This is a genomic window from Promicromonospora sp. NPDC060271 (genome assembly GCF_042726755.1).
Classification (GTDB): Bacteria; Actinomycetota; Actinomycetes; order Actinomycetales; family Cellulomonadaceae; genus Promicromonospora.
Genome location: NZ_JBHXBG010000174.1, coordinates 1 through 11,131, shown reverse-complemented (window position 1 = coordinate 11,131; position 11,131 = coordinate 1). Strand labels below are relative to the sequence as shown.

Below are 11,131 nucleotides of genomic sequence, written 5' to 3'. Positions count from 1 at the left end.
CGGTGCGGGCCTCGGGACCTACAGGGACGGGCGGCGCGAGGTCATCCGCACCACCGGCGACGTGCCGTCCCGGTCCTCAGGGGTGACGGTCACCGACCAGTCCGGCTCCGGTCCGCCGCCCTCGCCGGTGTCCGACGCCGGGTTCGGGCCGGAGGCCGAGTCCGAGTCCGACGCCGGACCTGAGCCGGGGGCCGGGTCGGCGGCCGACGTCGGTTCCGACACCGACCCGGGGCCCGACCCCGACCCCGACTCCGACCCGACAACGGGAGCGGGCGGCGGAGGCACTGCGGGGACTCCGCGCGGCGGCGTGGGCGTTCCGGAGTCGGCGGTCGAAGCCGGGGTGCGGGGCGCGGGGGCAGCGGGGTGCACCACACCGTCCTGCGGCGGACCCGCTGGCGCCGGCGCGACCTGGTGCGGAGCGGCGGGCGGCGGACCGGCCTGCGGCGGGCCGGCCTGGGACGGGCCGGCCGGTGCCGGGCCTGCCGGTGCGGGGCCTGCCGGCGACGCGGCGCTCTGCGGAGCGACGGCAGGCGTCGGCGCCGACGGGACGGCCGACGGGACGACCGACGGGACGGCCGCCGAGGGGACGGCCGCCGAGGGGACGGACGCCGACGGGACAGTCGCCGACGGGACGGTCGCCGGTGCGCCACCCGCCGTCGACCCACCCGCCGGAGCGACAGCCGGCGTCGGCGCCGTGCCCACCGAAGGCGCGCTGCCCACCGAAGGCGCGCTGCCGACCGTTGGCGCGGGAGCAGGGGCCGTCGTCGGCCCCTCGGTCGCCCGCGCGGGATCGGCCTGTGCGGGCGTCGTCCTGGCCGGCGCGGAGCCTGCCGCACCGCCCCGGGTCGGCGAGGCGACCGGCTCGACGTCGGGCAGCGGGGACTCCAGCATGACCACGTCCACGCGCGACTCCCGCATCTCCTTGCAGGTCGCCAGCCCGATGCCGCCCACGTAGTCCTCCAGGGTCTGGAGCAGCTTGAGCGGCGTGGCCAGGATCATGTGGAACCCGAACGCCGCGAACGTGTCCATGGCGGTGCGGGTGAACGCGGTGTCTGCCTTGTCGAAGGCCTCGTCCAGGAGGATCGAGCCGAAGGCGGGCGTCGCCGAGTCCGACGTCCCGGCGAGCTGGTAGCGCAGGGCGGCGGCGAGGCAGAAGACGACGAGCTTCTGCCGCTGGCCGCCGGAGAGGCCGGCGGAGGAGTCGTGCACGGCGAGCGCGATACCGCCCGCCGTGACCTCGACGCCCGTGAAGTGCACGTGCCGCCGGGTGTCGAGGCACAGGGCACGCCACGCGCGGTCGGCCGGGTCGCTCGACCCGAGGCGGCGCACCAGGCGCTCCAGCACCTCGTACTCCGGCTCGGTGTCGCTCGTGAGGGCGTCGAGAGTGGCGAGGAACTCCTCGACGGCAGCGGGTCTGCGCTCCTTGACGCGGATCTCCAGATACCGGTCGGTGTCGAAGGGGGAGCGGCGCAGGGACGTGTTGACGCCGACTATCCGCTCCCGGATCGCCGCGGGCGCCTGCCTGATCTCGGCGGCGAGCTTGCGCAGCGCACGCCGCGCCTGGTCGGTCAGGAGATCGGAGAACCGGGCCTCCTGCTCCGGGAGCCGCGAGGTGCGGATGCGCTCCAGCACCTCGAGGTACCGCGACCGGTCGCCGACCTGCGCCGTGAGGTCGCGCGTGATGGCGGGCCAGCGGCGGCGGAACTCGGCGAGCAGCCCGACGATCTCCCGCTCGGCCGCGCCCGACGTGCGCAGCCCGGCCTCCCGCTCCGCGTCGAGCGTGCGGGACACGGTGAGCGAGACGTCGTCGATCACCTCGTGCGTCACCGTCTTGCGGACGGCGGCGTACCGCTTCTCCAGCTCCTCGCGGTGCGCGAGCGGGATGGCGTTGGTCGGCGCGTCACCGAGCTCCGCGACCACACGTTCGAGGGAGCGCCGGTGCGCGCGCGCCTCGGCGAGCGTGTCGGCGGCCTCGGCGGCGGCCGCGCGGGCCTGGTCCAGGCGGGTCTCGGCCGCCGCGACGTCCTGCGACGCCTGCAGCAGGTCCATCGTGCCGTCAAGCAGCCGGTCGAACGACGCCTGCGCGTCGGTCAGGTCGGCCTCGGCGGTCTCGATGTCCACCTCGCGCCACTCGCGGCGAGCCACGTGCCGCAGCGTGAGCTGACGGCGTACGGCCTCACGCTGCTCGGCGACGGCGTCGGCCACGGCGGCGTCGGCCTCCGCGAGGCGTGCCTGGGTCGCCCGGGCGAGCTCGAGGAGCTGGTCGAGGCGGTCGTCGGCGTCCCAGCCGAGCGCCCAGTCCTCGACGCCGGGCAGCAGCGGCTGCTCGATCTCCTCGGGCCCGTGCTTGATCAGGCCGTCGCGGGTCACCGCGCGCTCGTGCCGGTCCAGCCCGGACGGGTCGTCCACGCACAGGTAGTCGTACTGCTCCGACAGGCGCCGGTGCAGCCAGCCCGACATCGGGCCGTCTTTCACCTCGACCTTGTGCACCAGCGAGGCGGCGTCCGTCGAGCGGGGCGCGTCGTTGCGCACTCCGACCACCCGGTAGCGCAGGCCCGGCCCGGTCCCGACGGCGCTCGCGACCGCCGCGCGGTGCGCGGGGGCCACGAGCACGACGTCGGCCAGCGGCCGCAGCACCGCCTCGATCACGGGGCGCCAGTCGGCGTCCTCCTCCCGGACGCGCAGCAGCTCGGCAGCGAACGGGAGCGCGGAGATCTCGAGCCCCGCGGCCTCGGCCACGGCCCGGCGGGCAGCGGCGAGCTCCGCCGGGACGTTCGTCTGGGTCTGCCGTACCGCCTGGATCCGCGTGGCGACGGCCTCGTGCCGCAGCCCGACGGCGGAGCGCGCCGCGAGCGCCTCCCGGATCTTCGCGTCGAGGGCCTCGGGCGCACGCACCCGCCCGACCGTCGCGACGGCGCCGGTGGTGACGGCGCCGGTGGTGACGGCGGGCAGCGCACCCGTCGCGGCCCCGGCGGCCGACGGGACCGGGCCCGTGACGGCGGGCACCTGCCCCGTCGCATGGGCGGGCGAGTGGGCGGGCGCGACCGCGGGCAGGGCGCCCGTCAGCGTCGGTACGGCGCCGGTGGCCGGCGGCCGCGTGCCGCCGAGCTCCCACCTGGCCTTCTCCTTGAGTGCCGCGAACTCCGCGAACGTCTCCGGCATGTTCATGCCCACCGACTGCAGGTCGGTGGAGAGCTCGCCGCGCCGGGTACGGACCAGGGCGGCGATCTCGCCGGCCCGCTGGAGGCGGTCGGCCTGTGTGGCGAGCGCCTGGCCGCCCCGGGCGCCGAGCACGTTGACGGCCTGCTGGTGGATGTTCGCCGCGACGTCGACCTCGGTGTCCGCCGCCTGGCGGTGGTGCTGCGCCCGGTCCTCGGCGGCCCGCGCCTCCGCCAGCGCGCCGTGCGCCAGGTCGAGCTTCCACGCGTCCTTGAAGGTCTCCAGCGACCCGCGCAGGGTCGCGGCGCGCACTCCGGCTGCCGAGCCCTCGTCGTACGACTTCGTCAGGGTCGCGAGCCGGCTCAGGTGCTCGATCTGGCGGCGCGACGTCTCGATGTCGGCGTAGGCCCGTGCCACGTCCGCGAACTGCTCGACGGCCTGCGCCGCCAGCAGATACGTGCTCGGCTCGTCGAGCATGTGCCCGCGGAACAGGTCGTCGAGGCTGCCCAGGTTCTTCGCCGACTGGGTGCGGTGCAGCAGCACCAGCGCCTGCTCCGAGCCGATCCCGAGGGCCTGCGTGAACGCGGCGGCGAACGGGCCGTGCCGCTCGCTCACCGTCGCCGTGGGCCACGCGCCGGTCACACCGGCGACGTCGGGCCCGGACCGGACGTACCGCTCGAACTCCAGCAGGCCCACGTCGTCCGGCACCACGACGTGCAGCATGGACGGGGCCGAGGACCCGCGCGTCAGGTGGAACAGGCGCACCAGCGTCACGGTGGAGTCCGGCGAGTCGGTGCCGTTCGAGTAGTGCAGCAGGATGCCCGACCACGTGGCGCCCGAACGCAGGTGGTCGGCGACCACCTCGCCCGTGCTCTCGTCGGTGCGGTGCCGCCAGGCGCCGCGCACGTACGAGACGATGTCGCGGTCGCCCGCCTCGCGCTCGGTCGCGCCCGTGCCGGCGGCTGCCACGTTGAACCGCAGGTGCTCCGGCGGGGTCAGGACCGCCGCGACGGCGTCGACCAGCGACGACTTGCCGGAGCCCGAGTGGCCGGTGAGCAGGAACCCCTCGCGGGGGACCGGCACCACGTGGTGCCCCGAGAACGTGCCCCAGTTGACCAGCTCGACGCGCGCGAGGCGCCACTGTCCGGGGTGGGGCGTGCGGCTCATGCGCTCTCCTTCGCGAGGCGTGCGTACTCGGCGCTCAGCGCCGCTACCTGGTCCGCGCCGAACACGGTCCGCAGCACCGGCGAGACCACGCACCGGTCCCCGCTGAGCGGCTCCAGCATGCCCGACTCGGTCAGCCGGGCCCACGTCGCGTCGAGCTGCCGCGTGAAGTCCATGGGTGAGCCTCCGCCGCGCCGCCGATACTGGCCGAGGTGGTCGGCCGCCTCGTCGCGGCTGACCGCGACCCGGCCGTCCGGCGAGTCCAGCAGCAGGGCACGCAGGTGCAGCAGGAGCGCCGTGTCGAGGAAGGTGAGGGTCAGCTCGCGCACGACCTGGGGTGCGTCCGCCGCCGGCACGTCGCGCACGAACGCGACCTGCGCGTCGGCGTCGACCACCAGGTCGAGGTACTGGTCCGAGAGGCGTTCACGGACCATGTCCTCGTGCGACAGGAGCGCACGCCAGGTGTCCGGGTCGGACTCGGCGGCCAGGTAGGGGCCGCGGACGAGGCGGGCCAGCGCGAGCCGGGCGGGGGCCGGCAGCGTGCCGTGGTCACCGGGCCAGAGGTGGGCGCCTGTACCGGCGTCGCTCCCGGTCTCCGGGCCGGGTCCGCTCCCGGTGCCCGACGGCGCGCCGCTGCCGGCCGGCCTGCCTGGCCGGGCGCTGCTGAGGTCTGTGGTGCCTGGCGTCGCCTGGCCGGTTCCTGCCACGGTGGGTTCGGTCACGGGACATGCTCCTCGAACTGGTGCTGGGGTAGTACGGCCCGTCGCACGACACCGCGCGAGGACCGCCAGTTCACGTCTTCCTGCTTGCCGGTGGGCACGCCGTTCTGCTCGGCGAGCGTCAGCAGGCCGACGACGCTCGCGGCGCCCTGGGTGGCCGGGTGCGCGGCGAGCACGGACGCGACGGTGGCACGGCCAACTGCCGCGACCCGCTCGTTGACGTGCCCACGCAGCTCGTCCACGTCGATCTCGGAGTCGCGCGCCATCGCCCGCAGCGCCGTGAGCGACACGATCCGTGGCGGGGGAGCCGGCGCGGCGGGCGGCGCCTCCGCGTCCTCCCCGCCCGGGTTGTGCGGCAGCAGGCCGCCCACCGAGCGGGGCGCGACGGTGCCCAGCGGCAGCCTGAGGCGCATCTCGGTACCGAGCGCGACGTCAGGGGCCGCGGCGAGGGCCGCATCCTGCGCCTGGCCGAGCAGACGGCGCAGGGCACGCTCGGCAGGCAGCTCGCCGGACCGGACCATGCGCTGCAGCGCGCGGCGCAGGCCGGCCATCGTGTCGGTGAGCTCGTCGGCGGCGTCCTGCAGCGTGGGCAGGAGGCGGCGCAGGGCGGACGCCTCGGCCGGCGCCAGGTGGACGGTGTCGAGCACCCGGCCGACGTCGTCCTGCGCCGTGTGCTCCGCCTGCCGCAGGAGGTCGCGGAACGCGACCAGGCCGCGCCCCGCCTCCGACTCGGCGAGGTGGTCCACACCGCGGTAGATGTCGTCGAGGAACGTGTCGCGCGAGCCGTCGGACTCCAGGAGACGGCGCCGCAGCTCGCGGTCCGTGCGCTCGAGGTCGGTGCGGACCCTGGCCAGGTCGGCGGGGATGTCGCCGGCGAGCGCGAGGATCTCGCGGGCGCGCTCCGCGGCGGACTCCTGGGACAGCGCGGCGGAGTCGCCCCGGCGGGCCTGCTCGATCCTGGCGTCCAGGGCGGCGCGCTGCTCCAGCAGGGACGCGAGCCGTGCCTCGGGATCGGGGTCTGCCTCGGAGGCGAGCGCGTGCAGCCCGTCGAGGATCGTGCCGAGCCTCGAGGGCGTCACCGCCGGGTGCGGCCTGCTCAGCCGGGAGACGAAGCGGACGGCGAGCAGCGCGCCGTCGGACAGCTCGACGGTCTCGGTGCCCGGCTCGCCGGCCACCTGGGCGGCCCGCCGCCGCACCAGCACTCCCTCGTCGATCCACTCGGAGACGTAGAAGTAGCCGGAGTAGGGCAGCTCGAAACCCGCGCGGCGCAGCTCGGGCAGGTCGTCGTCGATCCGTGTCGCGAGCTGCTCCACGGGCAGCCTGCGGCGGGAGGCGCCGAGGTTGCGATCGAGCAGGACGACGGCGGCCGCGGCGTTCCTCGAGCGCAGCAGCACCCACGCGGGATGCTCCTGCAGGAGGGCGCGCACGCCACGCGCCGCCTGGCCGCGCCGACCTGAGCCGTGCCCGGCGGACTGCCGGGACACCGCCGCGTCGTCCGGTGTGCTCGCTGTGCCCATGGGGGCTGAGAGTAGTAGGCCAACGTGTCGGAGCGGCACCCCCGGCTGAATCCGCGACACCTGCCCTGTCGATGAGCCGCGACGGCCATAGACGTATAGAGTCAGTCGCACAGGGCTTGCCGGAAAAAAGATCTTCACTTTCCGGGAGGCCCTGTCGTGCGTCATGGCACGTTTCGATGGCCGAGCGTCGACGGGAGGGGGCGTCTTGCTCACCACTGCAGCCCAGATCGTTGTCAGGATCCGTGCCGAGCGAGGGCTCAGCATGAGTTCGCTGGCAGTGCTGGCGGGCGTACCCACGTCGACGATCAGCCGGATCGAGTCCGGTCAGGTGGAGCCGACGCTCGGCATGATCCGGCGCATCGCGCTCGGCGCCGGCTACCACCTGCACCTGCAGTACTACGACCTGTTCTCGGGCAAGCTCGAGGACCACGTCGTCGGGGCCACGACCGCCGAGGGAAGGAACGAGGGCGAGGACGATCCCGACCGCTAGAGCAGGTTCGCCGTTGTCCGTTACCTTGTGTCCTTATGGGGTGTCTGCGCGGGGGGCGCGAGAACTGCGGTGGCGGGCGTGGCCCGCGCGTTCTTGCTGGTCGTGAAATAGCGCACCATGACAGCGGAATCCCGGCGCGTACCCACACTCAGGTTGTGCCGGTCATTCCTCGGAGCAATATGGTCGTCATATGCCGAACGTCATGATCCCCGCCGAGGTGCGGGACGACGTAGAGACGCTGTGGGCGTTCCACGACCTGCAGCACGAGCCGCGACCGGTCGACGTCTGCATCGGGCTGGGCGGTCACGACCTCGGCGTGGCCGACTACACGGCCGACCTCTACCTCGCCGGGCTGTTCCGGCAGATCGTCTTCACCGGCGCCAACGCCCCCACCACCATCGACGCCTTCCCGGAGGGCGAGGCGTTCGGCTACCGCGACCACGCCATCGCCCGCGGTGTGCCTGGCACCGCCGTGCTCGTCGAGCCGGCCGCGACCAACACGAGCGAGAACCTCGAGCTGAGCCGCAAGCTGCTCGCCGAGCACGGGATCGAGCCGTCGTCCGTGCTGCTCGTCTCCCACCCGTACCAGCGGCGGCGCGCGTTCGCGACGTGCCGGGTCGTGTGGCCCGACGTCGACGTGCGGTGCGTGTCCCGGCCGATGTCGCTCGACGCGTACCTGCGGACCAACGGCGACGCCGACCGGGTGGTCGACATGCTGGTCGGCGAGACGCAGCGCCTCACGCTGTACGCGGAGCTCGGCTTCATCTCCCGCGAGGAGGACGTGCCGGACGACGTGGTGGTCGCCTTCGACCGCCTCGTGGCCGCTGGGTACACGTCGCGGCTCGTCGAGGACCGGCGCCCGATCGACGTGTGACCGTGTCCAACGTTCAGCCGAGTCGGACGGCCGGCTGAGGTAGACATCACGAACCGGGCGACTCGGACATCCCTGGCGAGTCGCCCGGTTCTCCGTTACGTTCCGGGCATGGGCGACGAGAAGAAGCGCGGCAAGGATCCCAGGAAGTTCACCTGGCAGGAGATCCTGACGTTCATCGCGGGCGCCGGGTACGTGGCCAGCCCGATAGACCTCCTGTCGGAGGGCTTCCTCGGCCCGCTCGGCCTGGGCGACGATGCGATAGCGATCGTCATCGCCGGCGTGACCCTGTTCAAGGCGGTGCAGCGGTTCCGGCAGCACCGGCCGAAGCCGGGTGCCCCCGGGGGCACCGCCTCGGGCACCCCCAGGCAGGGCGGCACGACGCCGGGCGCCGCGCCGTCGGGCAGCACGACACCGGGCAGCTACGCGACGGACAAGACGATCCCTGGTACCGCCGAGGACGTGACGCCGGGCCGCAGGCCCAAGCGCTGACACCGCCGGGAACGGGTGGGTCGGGCGCGTCGCCGGGCGTTCGCGGGATCTGTCAGAATTGGGATTCTGCGGTTTTTGCCTGAGGTTTCACCCGATCCACCCTTGACTCGAGGACGACGATGTCACGCACCATCCGCCGGGCTGTCGCACGACTGATCTGGGCCGTCACCGGCTACCGGATGCGCTCGGAACCCGCCCCGACCCGGCCCACGGTGTTCATCGGCGCGCCGCACACGTCCAACACGGACTTCTTCCTGATGTTGGCCATCGCGTTCGACATGGACCTCAAGATCCGGTTCCTCATCAAGGACTCCTGGTTCAAGGGCCCCATGGCCGGTGTGATGCGGTCCCTCGGCGGCATCCCCGTCGACCGGAAGGACCCGGCGAGCATCGTCGGGGAGATTCTCGCGGCCGTCGAACGGGGTGAGGAGTTCCACCTGGTCGTGACGCCCGAGGGCACGCGCGGCACCGGCTCGGGCTACTGGAAGTCCGGGTTCTACCGGATCGCGCTCAAGTCCGGTTTTCCGGTGACGCTCGGTTACGTCGACAGCGTGGCGAAGGTCGCAGGGCTCGGACCGAGCATCCAGCTCACCGGCGACGTCCGCGCCGACATGGACGTCATCCGCGAGTTCTACAAGGACAAGTCGGGCGTCAACCCAACCAACCGCACGGAACCCCGCCTCCGCTCGGAGGACGAACCCAGCTGAGTGCTGGATATTTGTCGATTCGCGTCCGGTATGTCGACAAATACCCAGCACTCAACGGGCTTACATGGTGAGTGACGTGACCTCGTCCGGGAGGTCCATCGGGTCCAGCGGGCCGTGGTGGGTGACCTCGCCCTGATCGTCGATCAGCACGACGTCGCCGTCGGCCATCACCCCGAAGTGCGCGGCGAGGTCGCCCATGCCGTCCTCGAGCTGGACGACGCCGCCGACGTCGGCCAGCGGGTCGTCCATCGGATCGCTGTCCGTGCCGGCGACGGAGAGCAGCTCGACGCCTTCGACGTCGGCGAGGGCCGCGGCGGTCTCCTCGCAGGTGTCGCACGTCTCGGACCAGAAGAGGATGACGGCGGCGCTCCCCGCGAGGTCGGTGCCCTCGAAGGTGTCGCCGCTCGCGGTGGTGGCGGTGAAGTCGAGGGCGTCGGTCATCATCTCGTCGTCGGACATCTCGTCGTCCATCGGGGACTCCGACATCTCGTCCATGGGCGACTCCGACATGTCGTCCATGGGGCTCTCCGACATCGTGTCCTCGGGGGCGCCGCTCCCGCCCGGCTCTTCGGCCGAGGCGCATGCGGCGAGGGTAAAGGCGCAGGTCAGGGCTATGGCGGCGAAGGTGCCGCGACGAAGTGTTCTCATGCGCCCGACGCTAGGCGCGCCCTGCGGCGAACAACCCTTACGGCCTGGTTACCGGCTCCTTACGCGCTCGGCTCGTCGGCCATCCGAGCCAGTGCGTCCAGTACGCGCGCCATGCCGAACTCCCAGGCGTGCGCGGGACTGGAGGCCGCGTTCATCTCCTCGCCCGCGGCGCCGCCCACCCGCTGGGCCAGCGGGTAGTCGTCCCCCAGGTAGTCCGCGAGCCGGCCGGCCCACCGCGCCCAGATCTGCGGCATCTCGTCGGCCCGCGGGTCGCGTCGGCGAGCGCGTGCGGCGGCCCGCACGAAGTCGAGCACGAAGGTGAGCGCCGCGTCGCGGGTGACGTCGTCCAGGGGGAAGGCGTCGAGGGCGTGCAGCTCGTGGTCGTACTTGGCGATGGTGCCCGGACCGAACACCGTGCGTTCGTCGTCGATCTCCAGCAGCCAGGGGTGCTCGTCGTGGAGGGCAAGGTTCGCGTCGGCGACCCGGCGCACGCGGGTACGCCAGCCGGCGCTGCCGTAAGCCGGCAGCGGCATGCGCGCGTGGGCGGCGTCCGCCATCAGGACGAGCAGGTCGTCACGCTCGTTCACGTGCGTGTACACCGACATGGTCGAGATGCCCAGGGCTTCGCCGAGGCGCCGGACCGTGACGGCGGCGAGGCCCTCGGCGTCCGCCAGCGCGCAGGCCGCGTCGACGACCGCACCCGTCGTGACGCGCGATCGCGGGCCGCGCGTGCCGCCCCGCGGGGCGGCCGGATGATCGCGCCAGAGCAGGTCGATCAGCTCGCGGGGCATGTGTCTCCAGAATCGGTGTGACAGGCCGGGAACATTCTGCAATCATCCTACGTTGTACGCCGTACAGAGTTAATTTCGACGCGAGGAGCCAGCTTGAAGATCACCGAGACCGCCCTGTCCCTCAACGTGCCCGACGTCGCCGCTTCGGCAGAGTTCGCGAAGCAGCACTTCGGATTCACCGAGACGATGTCCGCCGACGGGTTCGTGGCGCTCACGCACCCCACCGCGGGTGTCAACATCGTGTTCCTGCGGGTCGGCCTGGAGACCTTCAAGCCCGAACGCATCGCCGGGCCGGCCGGTCAGGGCCTGCTCGTCGCGTTCGTCGTGGAAGACGTCGACACGGAGTTCGCCCGCATCTCCGCAGCCGGGGCCGAGGTCGTCACGCCGCCGGAGACCGAGCCGTGGGGCGAGCGCTACTGCCAGTTCGCCGACCCCAACGGGCTCGTGTGGCAGCTCGTCCACTGGGCGTGACGGGCCGGCCCTGGAACTGACCCTCGTCCACTGGGCGTGACGGGCTCGCTCAGGAGTTGACCATGCAGTTGCTGCCAGTCTGACCCGGGGACTGGCAGCAAC

At 73.1% G+C, this 11,131-nt stretch carries 10 protein-coding genes; 5 read left to right on the top strand and 5 right to left on the bottom strand.

The window, feature by feature from the left end:
- Positions 1-18: 18 nt before the first annotated feature.
- From ACFWE2_RS21235 to ACFWE2_RS21225, 3 genes are read right to left on the bottom strand one after another with little or no spacing between them, the layout of a single operon-like run.
- Complete coding sequence (locus ACFWE2_RS21235; RefSeq protein WP_377226200.1) at positions 19-4,326, bottom strand: ATP-binding protein; 4,308 nt, start codon at positions 4,324-4,326, stop codon at positions 19-21.
- Positions 4,323-5,045: a DUF4194 domain-containing protein gene (locus ACFWE2_RS21230; RefSeq protein WP_377226199.1), complete on the bottom strand. Its 723-nt coding sequence runs from the start codon at positions 5,043-5,045 to the stop codon at positions 4,323-4,325. Before ACFWE2_RS21230 ends, ACFWE2_RS21235 begins: the two co-directional genes overlap by 4 nt.
- Positions 5,042-6,559 (bottom strand): DUF3375 domain-containing protein, encoded by a 1,518-nt coding sequence (locus ACFWE2_RS21225; RefSeq protein ID WP_377226198.1) that lies wholly within the window; start codon positions 6,557-6,559, stop codon positions 5,042-5,044. The genes ACFWE2_RS21230 and ACFWE2_RS21225 overlap by 4 nt, the downstream gene beginning before the upstream one ends.
- 163 nt (positions 6,560-6,722) lie before the next feature.
- Between ACFWE2_RS21225 and ACFWE2_RS21220 the strand changes: the two genes are divergently transcribed.
- From ACFWE2_RS21220 to ACFWE2_RS21205, 4 genes are all read left to right on the top strand, one after another.
- Positions 6,723-7,049, top strand: coding sequence for a helix-turn-helix domain-containing protein (locus ACFWE2_RS21220; protein ID WP_377226197.1), 327 nt, complete (start codon positions 6,723-6,725; stop codon positions 7,047-7,049).
- A 190-nt stretch (positions 7,050-7,239) separates the two neighbouring features.
- The gene (locus ACFWE2_RS21215; protein ID WP_377226196.1) at positions 7,240-7,923 is read left to right on the top strand and encodes a YdcF family protein; all 684 of its coding nucleotides are present in this window, start codon (positions 7,240-7,242) and stop codon (positions 7,921-7,923) included.
- Positions 7,924-8,031: 108 nt separating this feature from the next.
- The gene (locus ACFWE2_RS21210) at positions 8,032-8,412 is read left to right on the top strand and encodes a DUF1232 domain-containing protein (protein WP_377226195.1); all 381 of its coding nucleotides are present in this window, start codon (positions 8,032-8,034) and stop codon (positions 8,410-8,412) included.
- Positions 8,413-8,531: 119 nt separating this feature from the next.
- Positions 8,532-9,119, top strand: a complete 588-nt coding sequence (locus tag ACFWE2_RS21205; protein ID WP_377226194.1) for a 1-acyl-sn-glycerol-3-phosphate acyltransferase — start codon at positions 8,532-8,534, stop codon at positions 9,117-9,119.
- A 60-nt stretch (positions 9,120-9,179) separates the two neighbouring features.
- Here the strand turns inward: ACFWE2_RS21205 and ACFWE2_RS21200 are convergent, their stop codons facing one another.
- A complete protein-coding gene (locus ACFWE2_RS21200; RefSeq protein ID WP_377226193.1) occupies positions 9,180-9,767 on the bottom strand; it encodes a TlpA family protein disulfide reductase in 588 nt (195 codons plus the stop codon).
- A gap of 59 nt (positions 9,768-9,826) precedes the next feature.
- The gene (locus ACFWE2_RS21195; RefSeq protein ID WP_377226192.1) at positions 9,827-10,558 is read right to left on the bottom strand and encodes a TetR/AcrR family transcriptional regulator; all 732 of its coding nucleotides are present in this window, start codon (positions 10,556-10,558) and stop codon (positions 9,827-9,829) included.
- Positions 10,559-10,651: 93 nt separating this feature from the next.
- Here ACFWE2_RS21195 and ACFWE2_RS21190 point away from each other — a divergent pair, with 93 nt between their 5' ends.
- On the top strand, positions 10,652-11,029 hold the full coding sequence (locus ACFWE2_RS21190; RefSeq protein ID WP_377226191.1) for a VOC family protein: 378 nt from the start codon (positions 10,652-10,654) through the stop codon (positions 11,027-11,029).
- Positions 11,030-11,131 lie beyond the last annotated feature (102 nt).